Raw genomic sequence first — 17722 nt, 5'->3', positions numbered from 1 at the left:
TCCCATGAAGCTTCAGAGCGAAGCAAAGGCTGAGGTTTTAGGGCAACTATTGAATATGTATTAAAAGCAACAATTGCCGACTTTTAAGAAGACTTTTGAACTAAATAAATTCAGGGTTAAAATTAAGTGTCGCGTAATAGTTTAACCAACAAACTTTGCTTGTTTTACTTCGTTAAGGAGGAGGACTAAATGGAAGCTGAAAGACTAGAATATTTTAAAAAGAAGTTATTGGCCGCTAAAGCTGAGATTCTTAACGGTGGTATTCTAACAAGTACTGAAGACCTTAAGATGTCGACAGATGATCTACCTGATGAAGGTGATGTAGCAAACGCAGTAATTAACCAACAGGTTACATTTAATATGCGTGCTCGAGCAATGACTAAGCTAAGACAAATCGAAGAGGCCCTTCACCGAATTGAAGAAGGTACTTATGGGCACTGTGAAGATTGTGACGAGCCAATCGGTAAGAAAAGGCTTGAAAATCAACCATGGGCCGATCTTTGTATCACACACGCAGAAGAAAGAGAGCGTGAAGAACAACACATGCGAAGAGCCGTATAGCTTTTTTCATATTCCAAATGTTAGTAAAAAAGCCTGCTTATGCAGGCTTTTTTTATAGGGCCATCCCCTCGTCTACACTAAAGGTCTCCTTCTTTATATAGACATACTTCGATATGTCTCTCTTAAGCACTTTCTTAACCTGTTCATTTGTTTTAAGTACTTCTTCCACTTTAAGACTTATTGTACTTGAGTTCGTATTATTAATTGGCGCGACGATCATGACATATGCAAACACAAAAATACTGATTGATAATGTCCAAATAGTTTTCACTGAATTACCCTCCATGGTAAGTTCTTCTTCTGTTCATAATTAAGCACGGCCCATGCCAAATTCTGGTACAATGATTACGGCAACTTAACTTAGTGGAGTAATGAACACGGTGGCTTTTTGGCCTTATTTTCTACCACCACTTTTAAAATAGTGTATAAGATTTTGACACCTATCTATAAAGTATCCATATGGGCTATAGGTGAACAACTTAAGTAGGTAGAATCCTGTCATAGTGTTGGCACAAGCTGTGCATTCTATAACAGTGAGTTTGAGTTACTAAGGAGCACTTTTTGAAACTAAAATCTTTTCTACTACTTTCTACTTTAATTGCTAGCTCTTTTGCTTTTGGAGCTGGTGAAGGTCAGAAATTATCATTTGATCAACTAAGACAACGTGTTTTCAAAAAAGAATACCAACAGGAAACATCAAATACTGACGTACTACACTCACGCTTTTCAAGCTGGGGTATCAAAAATAACTTTGCACAAGGATCAATTAATCTTCCAGGTGCACTTAAAAAATTAAAGACACAAAAAGAAGTTGTTGTAGCTGTTATTGATACAGGTATTGATCCAACTCACCCATTCCTTAAAGATAATATCTACGTACCTAAAGGAGATGCTAGCATTTCTAATTTTGGACTAGATTTCTCTAAAGGTGCTGATAATGTAAATACTCCTTACGATAAGAATCGTCACGGAACTCACGTTTCGGGAATTATTAAGTCAGTATTTCCAAATGTTAAGATTCTTTCACTGAAGTACTACAACCGTCACGCTTCAGGTAAGGACAACTTAAACTCAACAATCAAGGCTCTACGTTACGCAGTTGATCTTGGTGTTGATATCATTAACTACTCAGGTGGTGGACCAGAGCCGGATTTAGAAGAACTTGAAATTCTAAAGAAAGCAGAAAGAAAAGGAATCATCGTAGTTGCAGCAGCAGGAAACGAGCAAGAAAATATCGATAACAAGAATACTGCTTACTTCCCAGCAAGCTACAAGTTATCAAATATTATTACTGTAACTGCTCACGATCAGTCGATGAAGATTCTTAACTCTTCAAACTGGGGAGCACAAACAGTAGACGTTTCGGCACCAGGATATAAGATCAACTCTGCTATCCCGACTTCAAGAAACGGTCTGCTAACAGGAACTTCACAAGCGACTGCTTTTGTTTCTGGAGTAGCAGCAATGTTAAAAGCTGGATACCCAGGTCTTTCAGCAAAGCAAATTAAGAAGATCATCTCAATCACTGCAAAGAAAGAGATCACTTTTAATGGAAAGGTTAAGTCTTCAGGACGTGTTGATGCTACAGCAGCTGTTGAACTTGCTGAAAAGCTAAACACAAAGACAAATGGTCAACTAGCTAACTACAAAGAAAGCAAAAGAGAAGTAGCAAACACTCCAAAAGTAATTATCAGAAAATAATTAATTCCTAGATGGCCCTAAAATAGGACGTAAGCGCAAGGGTCGTCCCCATAATAAAGATCACTCCTAGCATTCCATACAATAAATAAGACACCTTAAAAAATCCCATCATCTTATAATCAAGAAAACTTTCAATTTGACTCTTATTATTTAGCTCGCGTGTTTCAGATATTGCTTCCTTAATACGCTCATAAAGAGAAACCTCTTCGATACCCTTTTGCGTATATGGTTGCCAAATTTCTTGCTCGCTCACTCCAGAGTTCATCATTTCAATAACGATATCCACTAACTCTTGAAGATAAAGCGCTCTCAGCTTATCAGTCTTTGAGTGCTCACTATAGAAGTAATCAAGAAGATTATTATAACGGCGACGCACTTTAATCATAAATTTCTTAAACTTCACATCACCTTGGAAAATTGCAGGGTTTTCCATTTCAAGAGGAGAAAGTGTCAGCCAATACTTTTCACGAAAAGTATAGAAGCTCTTCTCCCCTAATGGTTCTCCTAATGGATTAAAAGTTAAATCGAAGTCACAATCTTGGCAGCGTTCTTCAATAATATTTTCACTTTCGCACTTAGGACATGTTATAAGTTGCACATCCTGTGCAATATTATCTTCCATGAAGAGATGTTGATGTTTTTGTATGTCGTTTAAGAATTCTCTATCCATAAGAATATTGTAATTTCATAAGCTTAGTATTGGCAAATGTTAAATCATATACGACAATAAAGTATGTCTAGCCTGCTGAAAAATAAATTCTTTCTACCTGTGCTTCATATTCTTGCAGGTATCATTTACGCATTAAATTTTCCATTCATAGGAAAGTTCACAATCTTTCCAACAATCTTTTTTAGTGCGGCCGTTTTATTCTACGGGCTTAAAAGTGAAATTCGTTTTAAGTATAACCTCATAAATATTTTCTTATTCTGTTGGGGTTATAATTTTGCAGGATACTATTGGTTAACATTCACACTAAACGAGTTTGGAAACCTATTTTTTCCATTTAACTTTATCCTGTGGCAGCTCTTTTCGGTTATTATTGCGCCACAATTCTATCTCTTTCTTATTATCTTTTTCTTTTTAAAGAAGTATGTGAAGATCGATACATTAGCGGGAGGAATCCTTTATTCGCTAATCTTCGTTATTCTTGAATATTTTACGCCACAACAATTCCCAGCTCTTTTTGGCCATCCGTGGCTTAAGATATCTCCATTCTTAAAACCAGCACGACTCCTAGGAGTTCCCTTCTATAGCTTCTTAAGTTTATTCATTGGGCATCTTATTTTTATGTTCTACCAAAAACAAAAGCTTCCAAGAGTTCAAGGTGGTATCATCCTTGCACTTTTACTGATGAATTTTGGAGTAGGCCCAATAAAGTCTAATATAAGTAACGATCTTAAGATTCGAATTGTTCAAGGAAATATTGGAAATGACCTAAAGCTTAAATCTGAACAGGGCATAAAGCTTGCCTCATCAGAAGTTATTAATATCTATAAAGGACTAAGCTTGGCCGAAGGAATTGAAGATATCGATTTGGTTATTTGGCCGGAGACTTCTTATCCTAGATTTGTTTTCTCAGAAAAAAGTAAAAAGTTGTCAGACGAGCTAATGGATCTCTTTATTAAGAGTAATGCTAGCTACTTCTTTGGAACATACGATCTTGCTTCAACAAATCCAAGTGTCTTAGAGAATACGTATAATGCGACAGTACTATCTCGAGGTGAAGGAATTATTGATCAGGTCTATCATAAGCAAGTACTCATTCCTTTTGGAGAAGGACTACCTTTTGGACCACTTAACCAATACCTGGCGCCTTACTTAACAAATATCTCATTCTTTGCGAGTGGAACTAAGTACACAAACTTTGAAGTTAAAGATAAACACTTTATTTCACTCATCTGTTATGAAGTCCTATTTCCTCGCTATGTTGGAAGATACATTAAAGAAGTGAAGAAGCGTGGAGAAAAAATTGATTTCATCGTCAATGTGACAAACGATTCATGGTATGGGCCTTACTCAGAACAAGAGCAGCACCTATTCTTAGCAAAGTGGAGAGCTGTGGAATTTAATCTTCCAATTATTAGAGCGACCAATACTGGAATCTCGGCCGTCATCAAACAAGATGGTCGAGAGTTAATTCGTACAGAAAATTTTAAACAAGAAATAAAAGATTTTTCTCTTTAAAATTAAAAACCTTCTTTAAGAAGATCATGCATTCGAATGAATCCCTTGAATTCATTTCCATCAATCACAGGGAGTACATAAATCTTATTTTGCTCCATTGATGTTAGGGCATCGATAGCAAGGTCATCAGAAGAAACTTTCTTAGGCTCTTTCGTCATAATCTCGCTAAGAGCCGTTTCAAGTGCATTAGCATTTTTAGCAATCGAGCGTCTGATATCACCTTCGACAAGAATTCCACTAAAGCTATTATTCTCAATAACAGCAAGGGCCCCAAGAGGTTTATTCGTCATTTCAAGAACGGCATCTTTTAAAAGATTTGATGGTTTAAGGATTGGGCACTCTTTCGACACCCACATTAAATCTTTTACTTTCATCGTAAGAGATTTACCCAATTTCCCACCAGGGTGATTAATAGCAAACCCTTCACGTGATAGACCCACAAATTTCTCATAGGCAACAGCAATGGCATCTCCCATTGCCAGAGCAACAGTTGATGAAGTAGTTGGGGCAAGATCATTAATACAGGCTTCGCGCTCTACCGAGCAATCAAAAGAAATCCCACACTCAAGTGCAATTTGTTTTGTTAAATCACCTACTAGAGCAATACGGTTCTCTTTTCTTATTCTTAGAAATGGTATTAATTTTAAGATCTCACTTGTGGTACCAGATTTTGATAAAAAGATAATGGCATCGTTTTCACTAACTCTCCCAAGGTCTCCGTGAAGGGCCTCAGTTGGATGAAGAAAAATTGAGCGAAGGCCAAGAGAGCTAAATGTAGAAGATAGTTTCTCTCCAATAAGGCCTGACTTACCAACGCCACATAAAACCATCTGGCCGTTATGAGCATGCAGATATTCGAAGACACCAGTCAGTTTGTTACACATCTTCTCATCTAAAAGATCTATTACTCTTAGAATTGAATCAGCTTCAAGTTTTAAAACTTCCTTCATCTGACCAAAATGCTCCACTACCATCTCCTTTAGTGTCAATTTTTCTATCTCGATCGAGTCTACGACTATGTTATTATAATTATATGAAAATGTTAAAAATAATAGTGCTTTTTTCCCTGCTATTTAGTTGTAGTTCATATGAACAATTTGAACAATTAGTTGAAGAATCAGAAATACCTTCAAAAACTTATAAGTCGAATTTTAACCAGACATGGCAAGCTGTTCTTGAGATCATGCAACAGTATGATATTTCAGTAAAAAATCAAGAAGCTGGAGTCGTAAAAACACGTTGGATCAACAACACGAGTCAAATTAACTTCTCCGATGCCTTCGGCTCAAAAGAGATGGTTAAAGCGGCCCAATTTAAATTAGTTATCAACGTCATTAAAGGATATCGCGGAAAACAAGAGGTTTCTAAGGTTTCAATTTACCGACGCCAAATGATTGAAAAAGATTTTCTACAAGGTTGGCGCCTTGTACGTTCGGATGGAATTCTAGAGAAAACTATCCTCTATAGAATTGAACGTATTCTAAAACGTGAATCAATGATTAAAAAGATTGAAGAACAAAAAGCGAAAGAAGCAGAGAAAGAGTTATTCTAATGAATAACACTTTCTTCTTCTAATTTATTTGTCACGATAACAACATCATCAATATCTTCTTCAACTTCTTCTACTCTATTCATTCTTAAAATTTTGCGCTTAAAGAAAACCATGAAGTCTCTTTGGATAAGAAGCATACATGGAAGAACCACAAGAGTTAAAACTGTCGCAAATAGAAGTCCCCACCCCATACTCATGGCAAGGCCTTTCGTAAATCCGGCATCTCCACCGATTGCATATGCCATTGGGAATACACCACCAAGTGTTGTAATACTTGTTAATATGATCGCTCTTAGACGACTTCCTGCCCCTTCTAAAATTTCTGGACGATGAAAGCTAAACCAATCACTTCTTTTCTCATTAATTGTAACAACAAGAAGTAAGCTGTCATTTACAACAACTCCGGCCATACCAATAATACCAATAATCGCCATTAAACTAATGTCGAGTCCTTGGAAGTAGAATGCCCAGATAACACCTATCACTCCAAAAGGAATGGCCGAACAGATTAAGATCGGCTGCATAATACTTCTTAAAACAATCGCTAAAATAAAGAAGATACCAAGAAGAGCAAAAGCAAATTTCTTAACCATTGAACTCTTATTCTTTCTCGACTGCTCATCAGCATCCTGTGCATTAAACATTAAATCGGGATACTTCTTTGAAAGCTTTTGAGTTAGTAGATCAACCTTCTTAATTAGAACTTCTTTTTTAATAATTTCTTTATCAAACGGAAGATCAACAACAACTTTTCTCATTAAATTTGAGTGCCTAATTGTCGATTGCTTCTTTTCTTTTTTCCAAACTCCAATATCAGATGACTTTATGATCTCACCATTTCCCAGAACGACAGGAAGGTTACCTAGTTCTTCGAAATTTAGATCATCGCCATCAGCTGCATAAGTTAAAAAGCGAATCTTTCGATTACCACTTGTATACTCATAAACTTCATTCTTACTAATGAACTGAACTAATTGACTTGAGACTTGAGCCAGAGAAAGTCCTCGTGATTGAATCTCATTTTTATGAGGTGTAAAAATCCAAGCGTCTTTAAAAAGCGAATCATCAAGATCAACTGATTTAATTCCCTCAATTTTTAAATCCTCAATCGATTTTTTAGTATACTCTGTCACTTCTTCAACATTAAATGGAGAAAGAGATTGAATTGTTACTTCGACTAGGTTTTCACGACTTTCATCATCTCCACCCTTTGCAATCTTAACCTCTAGCCTTTCAAACTTACCAGTTTTCTCAAGCTCTTTAAGTTGTTCCTTAAGGAAGTCTTGTACATCTTTTTTGTTGGCCTCAACATTATTATCAAGCTGTGAAAAAGAAACTCTATAACTAAAATACTGTGGCCCCTCTTGCTTCTTACCATTTGTATAATTTTGTCCAATTGAGAATTGGTAGTTATTATACTTATTTTTGTCAATCTTACTCATAACCTCTTCTACAGGAGTCAGTTGTTTATATGAGTCTTCAAGATTTTTTGATTCTTTCAAAGTACCGACAAATTCAACTGTTTCAGAAGAAATATTTAAATTGAAATTAAAGTTAATATTCTTGCTCGCAAAGATTATTGAGCCAATCATTGCCACAATGAAACCTGTTAAAACAATATAGCGCCATCTTAGTGCTCCATCGAGTAATTTAAGATACCCTCTTTTAAAGCGCTGGAAGTAATTAGACTCATGATGTGCATTTGCTTTTGTTACAAAGTGCTTTAAGTGATTTGGAAGGATAAAGAAACTTTCAAATAAACTTAAAAGAAGCGCCGAGAAAACCACAACAGGAATCGCCATTAAGATATTTGACATTGAATCCTTCCCAACAAGAATTGGGGCAAAGGCAATCAGTGTCGTTGCAACAGTTCCACAAATAGGTTTCCAAGTCGAAAGAACAGCACCTACGGCCGCATCTTTTGAACTGGCACCGTTTTCAAGATTTTGCATATACTGTTCAGAGATAATAATAGCATCATCAACTAGGATCCCAATAACAAGAAGCATCCCTACAACAGAGATTAGATCAATTGAAATCCCCATTGTTTCAAGAACTGTAAATGTAAAAAAGTATGCAAGAGGCATCCCAAGAGAAGTCATAATTGCAGTTCTAAAGCCTAAAAATAAACAAAGCGTGATCAAAACAAGAACGATTCCCATTAGAGCATTTGATTGTAGAGCATTAATTTGTCTTTCAATGAATGCCGGACCATCTTCAACACTTATGATATTCACACCTTCAGGAGCTTGCTCATTAATCTTTTTAAGCTTCTCTTCTAGTTTTTCCTTTAGTGTAATTGAATCGGCTTCAACATCTTTAAAGATATTAAAGTTAATCCCTGGCTTCCCATTTATGTAATTAGATCGTTTAATTTTAGGTAAGCGATACTCAAGAGTTGCTAAGTCCCTTAGACGCAAAGTATGGCTTGAATTATTTGAACGAATCAAAAGATTATTAAGTGATTCAATATCGTAGTTTAAGTTTTCAATTTCAATCGAATAAGAATCACTTCCTTTACGGATACTTCCTAAAGGGTAAATTCTAAAAGTTTCTTTAATCTTATTATAAACATCTGATGGCGCTATCCTATAGCGGGCCATATTATCGACATTAAGTTTAATATAAAGATCTTTTGTATATCCATATGTATCGACTCTTGATACTCCATCGACTCTTTCAAGCTCTTCTTCTATTTTCAATAACCAGTTCTGGTGTAAGTCATTACTTTGTTCAAAATTTAAAATTGCATAATAATTAAACCAAGAATCTGTTTGCTTAATATGGCGAACGACAATATCTTTAGTTTCAGATGGAAGATCTCCACGGATTGTTTCAATAGCATCTTTAATTCGAGTCTCTAAATCACCTATTTCCTCAAACTCATCTTTCACATCAACATTGATACGCATATACCCTTGTTGCGAGTTTGACCAAATTTTATCGATACCAGCACTACCTTTAATTGCACGCTCAATTGGGTAAGTTAAAAACCTTTCAATTTGAGATGCACCTGCACCAGTCAATGTGGCAGTGATTTGAATTCTCTTTGATGACCAATTTGAAATTAGATCTCGTTTCATATGGGCAAGGGAGATAATCCCAAAGAGCACCATCATGATACTTAATAAGTTTACTAGAAAGCTATTTCCTACAAAGTATGAAACTAGTTTTTTCACAAGCTACTGTCCTATTTAGATTTTAAAAACAGTAGCTTGTAGCACTAAAAATGTGAATTTATTTAGGTTTTAAGAAATTCTGTCGAATTTACACTAACTAAGGCATTGAAAATACGTTAGTAGGCCATGATATAAGTCACCCAAGACTCACAGTTCTCTTCAACAGTTGAACGATAGAAGATACCATCACCTGAACCATCATCATCCTCACCTTCCCAGAAAGTAATGATATTTTCAAATCCAGCATCCTTCATGATGTCTTTGATCTCGCCAATTGACCAATGTCTCCAATCATATGAGAAGGCCTTACGATACATTTTTCCATCTTTATGTGTTTTAAAGTGAATATAGTACTGAACTTCCTCTGTTAATGGATTGTAGCTATCACAATCCCAGTAGTAAGTGTGATCATCGTGCTCAGTCTCTTCTTCTAGCTCTTGACGACATTCTTCACCACCAAAGATATCCACCATAAAGATACTTTCAGGTCCCATATTCTTTTTTACTTGTTTAAAATAATTAAGAAGAACATTTCTTTCTTTGAAGATGAAATACGAAAAATTAAAAGCAACCGTAACGTCAGCTTTAAATTCATAATCATCAAGCACGTTTCCATTAATATAATGCATACGTGTTTTTTCTTCTTCTGTTAAACGAGAGTAGTGATTTTCCATTCCATATGCCTGTGGCTCTTCATCAAGATCAATACCCCAAGCTTCACGATCTTTCCCTTCTTTTACCCAGTCACAGGCCATTGCAGCTGTACCACCAAAGTCTTCACGTAGAGATCTTGGAGAGCGGCCAAAAATCTTCTTATATTCTTTGTTGATAAATTCAATATCAACTTCGTGATTTTGGACTGACTTTTCATAAAGTTCGTACTTTAAATTCGTTGGAATTTTCGACATTAAATACTCTTTTGTTATTTATTTATATGATTTGACTTCTTTTATGCCTGAATTGTAACTCATATTGATTGAATTTTTAACCTTAAATCTTAAATCATTTGTTTTATAGACACTACGTGCCAGAGAGATAAACTCCTCACCAAAGTCTGCTTCTTTTTCCTTAAGACGGATATCATCTTCAATTACCCAGAGCCTCTCATTAATCTCTTTAAGCTCACTCATAAAAGATTCTATTCCTTCTAAATTTAGTTCTGCCAAAGTTTTCGCTAATTCATCATATTCGGCCTGTGCCAAAGATACGCGCTCATTGTCTTCTATACGCTCTGTCTTAATTTTTAAGATAGTCATCTTATCAACGAGCTCACCAAGTGAAACAGGACATTCAATAATCATCTTATACCTCAATATCAATATAATTAATTTCTATAATTGTGTACTCAAAATCATCCCCTGGTGCCTGAACAATAACCTCATCACCTTCTTCTTTTCCAATCATGGCCCTAGCAATTGGAGACTTCCAACTGACATATCCTTTTGTCGTGTCCACTTCATCGACGCCTACAATTGAATATTTCTTCTCTTTTCCATTCTCATCTTCTAAGGTAACCGTTGCACCAAATTGAATCTTATCAGTTGTGACAGAGAGAGGATCAACAATTAAGGCGGCATTGATTCTTGTATTTAGAAAGCGAATGCGACGATCGATCTCACGCAACCTCTTCTTTCCATACTGATAATCAGCATTTTCAGATCGATCTCCAAGTGAAGCAGCCCATTTAACTGTTTCAGTTATCTCTGGTCTTTCAGTTTTCATTAAAAAATTTAACTCTTCTTCAAGCTTTGCAAAGCCTTTGGGAGTAATATAATTATCTTTCTTTATTGCCATATTGACTTAGAATTCCTTCTACTCCATTTTCAACGAGGTCCATCACTTCCTCAAAGCCTCTTGCACCACCAAAGTATGGATCGGGTACTTCTTCATATGAAGTATATGGACCACTACAAAAACTACAAAATAATTTAACCTTATTTTTATAATTTTCCTCAGGGTCAAGTTTTAAAATATTTCGATAATTAGACTTATCCATAGCAACGATAAGATCAAACTCTTCAAAATCTCTTTTTGTGAAACCTCTTGAAATACTTGGAAGCTTATATCCTCTTTTCAAGGCATGCTCCTGCATACGTCTATCGGCACCTTCTCCTGCGTGATAGGCACTAGTACCTGCAGAATCAACCTGAATCTGTTCTTCTAAGGCCAGCTCCTGAATACGATGTAGAAGTACCCCATCAGCGGCCGGTGAACGACATATATTTCCAAGACAAACAAATAAGATTTTCATTACGAAATTATGATAGAATCGAGGGTGAAAGTAAATTTAAAGGAATAAAATTATGACAGTACAAAGAATCAGAACAATGGGAGATCCAGTTCTAAGAGAAATAGCACAAGATTTTACTAAAGAAGAAATTCTTAGTGAAGAGACAAAGCAACTTCTAGAAGATATGAATGATTCAATGCTAGCAGTAGGTGGAATAGGAATTGCTGCTCCCCAAATTGGTGTTTCTAAGAAAGTTACAATAATTGATGTACCTGAGGATTCACGATACGAAGATGCAACACCAAGTGGAAAGCTCATTATTTTCAATCCAAGAATTGAGTTCTTAACAGAACAAGAAGATGGATATTGGGAAGGGTGTCTTTCGGTTCCTGGACTGAGAGGATATGTAGAAAGACCAAATCATATTCGTGTGACATATTTAAATGAAAAGGCAGAGGAAGTCGTTTTTGAAGCACAAGACTTTTTAGCAACAGTTTTTCAACATGAGATCGACCATCTATATGGGAAACTTTACGTAGATAATGTAAAGGATATAAAAAAGCTCGTTTACGAAGAAAATTTATAAAATAAAAAGGCCCTCTTAATAAAGAGGGCCTTTCTTTTTGTAGAAGGTTTTATTTATTATTCTGAAACAATTGCACGCATTACATCTAATGTTTCAGGAGATAGTGATGATTCGTAGCGTGCCCAAATTTCTTTAGTCTCTGCTACAGAAGTGTCTCGATCCATTTGAGCAACAACTTCTTCAAGGATTAAATTTGCTTCTTCAACTTCAGAGTTGTAGATAGCAATTTGATCTGCACTCACACCTTTAATTGTTCCATACACAGGACCAAACTCTGCTAGTCCTTCATTATCAAGAACAATTAATCCAGCAAGACCAATCTTAGCGGCTTTTGCCCAATCTTTTTGGTCACCTGAGAAGATTGCTTTTACTGAGTAACCAACACCTACTTTCATTGCCAGTAGTCCAGTATAAGCGATGTAGCAGTTACCTGTTAACATACCAACTGCTGCAGACGCATTAAAAGAAAGACCTGTTGCAAGAAGTAGACTTAGAATTACCTTTTTCATTTTTTTCCTCCATGTTTTTTTTGGTTGTAAATAACGATAACGCCCAACTAGATTTTTCTAAACTTAAATAAAGGTAATATGTCGAGCGAGATTTTATAAAAAACAACTCGCTATTTTTACAAGTGATAGAGTCTGACTTTACTTCTATCAAGTATTTTCAAGAGATTACGAATTTAAAGTAAAGTTTTTGCATTTAAAATCCGACAAGATAAGAAGGATAAATACTAATGAGAGAGACATACTATGAGTGAAGGTAAGAAACAAAGTTTTATTGCTTTAGCGTGCGTACTTAGTGTTAATGCATTTGTTGCATATCAATTCTTTTCAACATCTAAGTTTGATAACGTCTATTCGAAAGAAAAAATCCATGAACGAAGAGCTCCAGCGTCTCAAAAAGTTCCTGGCGAATACAAAGAGTTCCCACAACTATTCCCTTTTGAAGAGTATGTCATCTATGAAGACTTCAATGGAAATGTCGACTACAAGATGTCTGTAGACTTCTGGTCAGACAAAGGCGCTAAATACTTCACAAAAAACGGTAAAGAAGCAATTGAAAAAGGCCTTAGTGCTGGATTCAAAAGACTTATCGAAAAAGGAAATAAGGAAGGGACGACTTTAAAATCGGAACTACTTCCTGAATTAACAAAAGAATTCCTCAATACTTTTGTTTATACAGTTAAGGTTCATAAGCTTATCGATTCTAATTTTGAGTTCGATATTATGTTTACACCTTACAATAAAGACTCTGTTTCATATAAGGATGAGTTACAAACAAATCAACTTATAAACCTTGAGACTCAAGGATCACTTTATGAAGCTTTCCAAACTTATAATAAGAATTTCTCACATCGTGTCCTAGATACACAAATCCCAATTTCTAACGATATTTATCAATATATCGGTGGGGCAATTACACTGACATCAGAGCTAATTGATACAGACTGGAAGATATCTCAACCTATTCCCAATCCAAAAAAGAATGGAATAAAGGGATATGTACGACTTCGTAAGTATTATCGTATCAACTACCCTACAGACTTAAAAATAGATTCATTTAAATCAAAATATTTGAATATCACAGAGCAGGAATTTGAAGCAAAGAATGAAGAACCACAAGTTCTTACTGTTGATACAATCTATGAATACAATCTTGATAGCTTGGTTCCTAAGAAAACTAAAACGATCTTTCACTTTGGCGAGATTGTTTCCCTTGATAAGAAGTACGATAGCTTCTTCAAAAGACTTTTTAGTGTATTTGATAAAAAGAACGACATTAGAACTTCCAAATTCAAATTTCAAGGAGACTACTCTAATGGCACAATCCGTACAAACTTCAACGGTGAGCTAAAAACTTTAGTTTACAGTCATAAAGACAAGAAGTTTACGAGCAAGAGTCGCATTACGACAAACCCAAGAGATTTTGATTTAAGAATGCATGTTAAAGATGCAATCAGAAAAACTCTTCTACAAGAAAATACAGACTTTCTTGTACAAAAACTTAATCTAGAGAAATTTATTAAATAATAGGATCGACAATGAAATCGACAAAGAAATTATTAACAACAGCTCTACTTTCAACTCTTGCTACGCAATCATTTGCAGCAAGCTTTAATATCAAAGACCGTCTCGACTCACAGAAACTATTTCTAGAGTCTTACGAATCAGTCTATGGAAAACGTGACTATGCTCATGCTCCGACTTTCTTTGATGCGATAAAAGAGCTCGATAAATCGAAAGAGAAACAAGCAGTAAAGTTCTTAAAGAATATTGACGAAGTTTTGCCAAATAAAATAGCAATGCCTGTTACTTACTGGACAAAAGTTTCTCCAAATGAAAAAGAGCTTGGTAAGGTTCTCTACTACTTCCTGGCCTATAAACTATTTATACTCAGAGACTTTATTGATAATCCTCTAACGAAGGATAAGGATAAAAAAGCTGCACAAGAGCTTCTTACAAAGATCACGAGAAAAGGAATCACATCAAATTCTATTTCAACTTATTTTCCAACATTAAAGCTACAGGCAATGAAAATCGCAAGCAGTAAAGATGTAATCGGAAGTATTAAAGAGAATGAAATTGCAACAATTGATTTTTCAGAAACATTTAGTGATATTAATAACTACTCTCTTTCAGCGCTTGGTTTTGTTCCTTCAAATAAAACAGAAATCGTCTCGGAGAACGAGCGTTCGCTAGAGCGTATCGATTGGCTGAATCAAAGAGTTATCTTTGCAGGTGGGACTCTAGACTTCGATTCTGATTATATTAAGATGCCAACACCAGAAGATCCTACAGGAAATATCATTTTTCAACAGGATCCGATTTACATTAAGATTCGTGATATGATTGCAAGTTCTAAGGACTCAATCTTTATCGATATTTTTCTCTTCGGAGGAACTCTTGGAGCAACTCTATCAGAGTATCTTTTAGATCAAACGAAAGAGAAGCTTAAAGAAAATCCTAATTTTAAAGTTGTCCTACTACACGACTATGCTACTAACTATAATATGTTAGATGAGATGATGCCGATCTTTGAATACATTAAAGAGCGTCGTGAAAAAGACCCTGTTTTAAAGAAAAGTGTCTCATTACTTCAGGCAAATATTCAGCGTCACCCTCCAGGGATCCCTTTTGGAATTACAAAACTAATCCCAAAAACTGCTGAAGCGATCAAATATTTTGAGTCAGGTAGTACATATTTTGAATCAAAAATTGATCACTCTAAAGTAATTGTCGTTGATGGAAACACTGAAAATGCACAAGCATATTTTGGTTCAAAAAACTGGACTGACCATAGTGGTGGTTACTACTACGATGATGCTATCTACGTAACAGGTGCTGCAGCAGGACTTGTTCAAGCTTCTTACTACCGCGATCTTCAAGCGGCACTTACGGAAGACCCAAAAGAGCTAGTAGGTTTCTACTATAAAGAACAAGGTTTTGATAACCGTGCCTACCTCTCTCAAAAAGATCAAATCTTAGAAGATATGCGAATCAAGAAAGAAAAGTATGAAATTAAAGGTGACTCCGTTATTCGCCTTGCCGAAGCCGATGTTGATGGAACAATTAAGAATGTTCGAAATATCCTCGTTGATATGATCTCAAAGGCAGAAAAGAATATTTTTATGGAACAGCTATTCCTATATGACTCATATGTAATCGATGCCCTTGTAAAGGCCAAGAGACAGAACCCTCTTCTCGATATTAAGCTAGTTATCGATCACAACGGAAACTTTGGAATGAACGGCCTGCCAAATACCCTATTCGTTAAAAAGCTTGTTGATGCAGGAATTCAAGTACGTGCACGTAAGACTTATGGTATTACAGCAAACTTTCCAGACGGCTCAACTAAAGAGTATCACCAAGAAAACCATAGAAAGATTACATCGATTGATGGAATCACTGTTCTAGGTGGTTCATCAAATATTAATCCAGATACTCTCCAAGGTTCATTTAGAGAATTTGGTGCACAGATCTTTGATAAGAAAGAAGTAGCAAGCTTTGAAAGACGCTTTAGTCGAGACTGGCACGACTCAGAAAAGATGGAGATCTTTGATATCGAAAATTTTGAGGCAAATGTTCAAGGGGTTGCTTTTGGAAAACGCTCATCTGCAATTATCAATGCTCTTGGAAGTATGATCTATAAGTCAAAAGACGATATCGAAAAACGCCACAAATAATAAAGAGTTCTATATTCAAACAGGTAGCTGTTAACCGCAACAGCTACCTGAATTTCCTTTATCTTCAAAATATTTCTTTACTCTCTTAGGTAGCTCGACAAATAGTAGTGAGCGAAGAAGTAGAAGTGTAAACACTACCGCTAATGAAACTTCCCACCAGCTTGATGTCTCGTGATTGTGATGAGAAACATTAAAGTTAAGAGGCCATGAAAATGCACTGTAAAGGTAGTCCGTTAAGAAAGAAAAACCTAGCGCAACAAGAGCAATTGAAAGAAGGTTGATCACAACACCTTTTTTTCCAATATACTGCCCGATAACTAAAATATTTGAGATATTCGTCGCTGGACCTACTAAAAGAAAAAGTAATGCCATACCAGGACTCATTCCCTTCATTACAAGAGAAGCTGCAATAGGTGTCGTCGCTGATGCACAAATATAAAGAGGAATCCCTACAAGTAGAATTGCCCCTCTTCCACCCCAACCAGAAAGGCCATCAAAGAAATTAGCAGGAAGTGCAAAGTCAATGAATGCTCCGGCCACAATACCAAAGGCAAGCCAGATGGCCATATCATCAACAAGCTCAACAAATCCAAAGTGAACAGAAGCTTGCGCCTTCTTTGCAAAGCTTTGCTTTACAATAACACTTTCATCTTTCTTTTTTGAACTTCCACAACAACTAGGCTTAACTTCCCCACTAACCTGTTCAACATCTTTATCAGTCTTAAAAACTAATTGAAGAGCACCAGCAACAAACGCCGACACAAAAGCAGCGACTGGGCGGATGATCGTCATTGGGATATCCATCATTCCATAAGTCATGGCTATTGAATCAACCCCAGACTCAGGTGTTGCAATCAAAAACGCAGAAGTGGCCGAATTTGAAGCCCCCTGCTTTTTTAATGTGGCCGCAGTAGGAATAACAGCGCAACTACAAAGAGGAAGTGGAATACCTAAGACAGAGGCTTTTACCGCTCCCTTTAATCCCTTACCACCCATTGCCTTCTTTATGCGCTCAACAGAGATAAAAGCTTTAATAACTCCTGCAGCAAGAAGCCCAAACATTAAAAACGGAGCCGATACTAATATATAATTCCAAAGTGACGTTAAAAAACTCATAAATTTTTACCTTTTTTACCTAGACTAATCTTAGCAGAAATATTCTAAGACGTCCTTTATTACTGGCTTTTTCACGATCCCATAGACAAATTTTATAGATGGACACAAAAAAATTGAACTTTTTTTTAATTTTTCTATTGACGAATGAAACCGGAATCCCTATATTAAGTCTTACGAAATGCGGGGGCGTAGTTAAGTTGGTTATAACGTCTGCCTGTCACGCAGAAGGCCGAGGGTTCGAGTCCCTTCGCTCCCGCCATTTTCATTTCGTAACATTCAAGTTTTAATCTCTTCGGAGACTAAGATATTAAAAGCCGAGTTAACCCACTCGGCTTTTTTTTTGCCAATTTTTTGCTTCTGCAACTCTGGTCACAATGTCACGGCGCTGACGCTTGTTCCATTCTTTCGGTTCTACTCCCTTAATGG

17 protein-coding genes and 1 tRNA gene are annotated in these 17722 nt (G+C 36.1%); 8 read left to right on the top strand and 10 right to left on the bottom strand.

The features are described from left to right. Window positions 1-189 precede the first annotated feature (189 nt). Window positions 190-561, top strand: coding sequence for a TraR/DksA family transcriptional regulator (locus tag C0Z22_RS15035; protein WP_103219194.1), 372 nt, complete (start codon window positions 190-192; stop codon window positions 559-561). A 52-nt stretch (window positions 562-613) separates the two neighbouring features. On the opposite strand, the gene C0Z22_RS15030 is transcribed toward C0Z22_RS15035, so the two are convergent. After that, window positions 614-832 (bottom strand): hypothetical protein, encoded by a 219-nt coding sequence (locus C0Z22_RS15030; RefSeq protein WP_146037922.1) that lies wholly within the window; start codon window positions 830-832, stop codon window positions 614-616. A gap of 290 nt (window positions 833-1122) precedes the next feature. Between C0Z22_RS15030 and C0Z22_RS15025 the strand changes: the two genes are divergently transcribed. Then, window positions 1123-2262, top strand: coding sequence for a S8 family serine peptidase (locus C0Z22_RS15025; protein WP_103219192.1), 1140 nt, complete (start codon window positions 1123-1125; stop codon window positions 2260-2262). Window positions 2263-2269: 7 nt separating this feature from the next. On the opposite strand, the gene C0Z22_RS15020 is transcribed toward C0Z22_RS15025, so the two are convergent. After that, window positions 2270-2932, bottom strand: coding sequence for a hypothetical protein (locus tag C0Z22_RS15020; RefSeq protein WP_146037921.1), 663 nt, complete (start codon window positions 2930-2932; stop codon window positions 2270-2272). A gap of 63 nt (window positions 2933-2995) precedes the next feature. On the opposite strand from C0Z22_RS15020, the gene lnt reads away from it, so the two are divergent. Beyond that, window positions 2996-4447, top strand: coding sequence for an apolipoprotein N-acyltransferase (lnt, locus tag C0Z22_RS15015; RefSeq protein WP_103219190.1), 1452 nt, complete (start codon window positions 2996-2998; stop codon window positions 4445-4447). Window positions 4448-4449: 2 nt separating this feature from the next. On the opposite strand, the gene C0Z22_RS15010 is transcribed toward lnt, so the two are convergent. Beyond that, the gene (locus C0Z22_RS15010) at window positions 4450-5415 is read right to left on the bottom strand and encodes an SIS domain-containing protein (RefSeq protein WP_158246949.1); all 966 of its coding nucleotides are present in this window, start codon (window positions 5413-5415) and stop codon (window positions 4450-4452) included. A 65-nt stretch (window positions 5416-5480) separates the two neighbouring features. On the opposite strand from C0Z22_RS15010, the gene C0Z22_RS15005 reads away from it, so the two are divergent. Beyond that, entirely contained in the window at window positions 5481-5999 is a 519-nt protein-coding gene (locus C0Z22_RS15005) for a hypothetical protein (RefSeq protein WP_146037919.1), read from the top strand. On the opposite strand, the gene C0Z22_RS15000 is transcribed toward C0Z22_RS15005, so the two are convergent. From C0Z22_RS15000 to C0Z22_RS14980, 5 genes are all read right to left on the bottom strand, one after another. Then, window positions 5996-9178 carry an efflux RND transporter permease subunit gene (locus C0Z22_RS15000; protein ID WP_103219187.1) on the bottom strand — a complete coding sequence of 1061 codons (3183 nt, stop codon included), beginning with the start codon at window positions 9176-9178 and terminating at the stop codon, window positions 5996-5998. The two genes, C0Z22_RS15005 and C0Z22_RS15000, sit on opposite strands and share 4 nt — an antisense overlap. 116 nt (window positions 9179-9294) lie before the next feature. Continuing rightward, the gene (locus C0Z22_RS14995; protein WP_103219186.1) at window positions 9295-10086 is read right to left on the bottom strand and encodes a hypothetical protein; all 792 of its coding nucleotides are present in this window, start codon (window positions 10084-10086) and stop codon (window positions 9295-9297) included. 18 nt (window positions 10087-10104) lie between these two features. Next, window positions 10105-10479: a DUF6165 family protein gene (locus C0Z22_RS14990; RefSeq protein ID WP_103219185.1), complete on the bottom strand. Its 375-nt coding sequence runs from the start codon at window positions 10477-10479 to the stop codon at window positions 10105-10107. 1 nt (window position 10480) lies between these two features. Then, window positions 10481-10972, bottom strand: a complete 492-nt coding sequence (gene greB, locus C0Z22_RS14985) for a transcription elongation factor GreB (protein WP_103219184.1) — start codon at window positions 10970-10972, stop codon at window positions 10481-10483. Beyond that, window positions 10953-11429, bottom strand: coding sequence for a low molecular weight protein-tyrosine-phosphatase (locus C0Z22_RS14980; protein ID WP_103219183.1), 477 nt, complete (start codon window positions 11427-11429; stop codon window positions 10953-10955). Before C0Z22_RS14980 ends, greB begins: the two co-directional genes overlap by 20 nt. A gap of 52 nt (window positions 11430-11481) precedes the next feature. Between C0Z22_RS14980 and def the strand changes: the two genes are divergently transcribed. After that, on the top strand, window positions 11482-11994 hold the full coding sequence (def, locus tag C0Z22_RS14975; protein WP_103219182.1) for a peptide deformylase: 513 nt from the start codon (window positions 11482-11484) through the stop codon (window positions 11992-11994). A gap of 56 nt (window positions 11995-12050) precedes the next feature. Here def and C0Z22_RS14970 read toward each other — a convergent pair whose 3' ends face one another. Continuing rightward, complete coding sequence (locus C0Z22_RS14970) at window positions 12051-12503, bottom strand: hypothetical protein (protein WP_103219181.1); 453 nt, start codon at window positions 12501-12503, stop codon at window positions 12051-12053. A gap of 243 nt (window positions 12504-12746) precedes the next feature. Between C0Z22_RS14970 and C0Z22_RS14965 the strand changes: the two genes are divergently transcribed. Next, entirely contained in the window at window positions 12747-14027 is a 1281-nt protein-coding gene (locus tag C0Z22_RS14965) for a hypothetical protein (RefSeq protein WP_103219180.1), read from the top strand. 11 nt (window positions 14028-14038) lie between these two features. Next, window positions 14039-16180 carry a phospholipase D-like domain-containing protein gene (locus C0Z22_RS14960; RefSeq protein ID WP_103219179.1) on the top strand — a complete coding sequence of 714 codons (2142 nt, stop codon included), beginning with the start codon at window positions 14039-14041 and terminating at the stop codon, window positions 16178-16180. Between the two features lie 30 nt (window positions 16181-16210). On the opposite strand, the gene C0Z22_RS14955 is transcribed toward C0Z22_RS14960, so the two are convergent. After that, window positions 16211-17296, bottom strand: coding sequence for an SO_0444 family Cu/Zn efflux transporter (locus C0Z22_RS14955; protein ID WP_103219178.1), 1086 nt, complete (start codon window positions 17294-17296; stop codon window positions 16211-16213). 182 nt (window positions 17297-17478) lie between these two features. Between C0Z22_RS14955 and C0Z22_RS14950 the strand changes: the two genes are divergently transcribed. Further along, window positions 17479-17555 (top strand) — tRNA-Asp (locus C0Z22_RS14950). Window positions 17556-17722: the final 167 nt, after the last annotated feature.

Origin of the sequence: Halobacteriovorax sp. DA5 (assembly GCF_002903145.1) — a bacterium.
In the GTDB taxonomy this organism is placed as follows: domain Bacteria; phylum Bdellovibrionota; class Bacteriovoracia; order Bacteriovoracales; family Bacteriovoracaceae; genus Halobacteriovorax_A.
The sequence above is the reverse complement of the archived record's forward strand: the minus strand, read 5'-3'. Positions and strand labels throughout refer to the sequence as shown.

Bases quoted from the DNA above. Each gene is read 5' to 3' on its own strand.
- greB (WP_103219184.1), bottom strand. From the start codon at position 10,972: ATGGCAATAAAGAAAGATAATTATATTACTCCCAAAGGCTTTGCAAAG.
- C0Z22_RS14995 (WP_103219186.1), bottom strand. From the start codon at position 10,086: ATGTCGAAAATTCCAACGAATTTAAAGTACGAACTTTATGAAAAGTCA.
- C0Z22_RS15035 (WP_103219194.1), top strand. From the start codon at position 190: ATGGAAGCTGAAAGACTAGAATATTTTAAAAAGAAGTTATTGGCCGCT.
- C0Z22_RS14980 (WP_103219183.1), bottom strand. From the start codon at position 11,429: ATGAAAATCTTATTTGTTTGTCTTGGAAATATATGTCGTTCACCGGCC.
- def (WP_103219182.1), top strand. From the start codon at position 11,482: ATGACAGTACAAAGAATCAGAACAATGGGAGATCCAGTTCTAAGAGAA.
- C0Z22_RS14990 (WP_103219185.1), bottom strand. From the start codon at position 10,479: ATGATTATTGAATGTCCTGTTTCACTTGGTGAGCTCGTTGATAAGATG.
- C0Z22_RS14960 (WP_103219179.1), top strand. From the start codon at position 14,039: ATGAAATCGACAAAGAAATTATTAACAACAGCTCTACTTTCAACTCTT.
- C0Z22_RS15020 (WP_146037921.1), bottom strand. From the start codon at position 2,932: ATGGATAGAGAATTCTTAAACGACATACAAAAACATCAACATCTCTTC.
- C0Z22_RS14955 (WP_103219178.1), bottom strand. From the start codon at position 17,296: ATGAGTTTTTTAACGTCACTTTGGAATTATATATTAGTATCGGCTCCG.
- lnt (WP_103219190.1), top strand. From the start codon at position 2,996: ATGTCTAGCCTGCTGAAAAATAAATTCTTTCTACCTGTGCTTCATATT.
- C0Z22_RS14965 (WP_103219180.1), top strand. From the start codon at position 12,747: ATGAGTGAAGGTAAGAAACAAAGTTTTATTGCTTTAGCGTGCGTACTT.
- C0Z22_RS15005 (WP_146037919.1), top strand. From the start codon at position 5,481: ATGAAAATGTTAAAAATAATAGTGCTTTTTTCCCTGCTATTTAGTTGT.
- C0Z22_RS14970 (WP_103219181.1), bottom strand. From the start codon at position 12,503: ATGAAAAAGGTAATTCTAAGTCTACTTCTTGCAACAGGTCTTTCTTTT.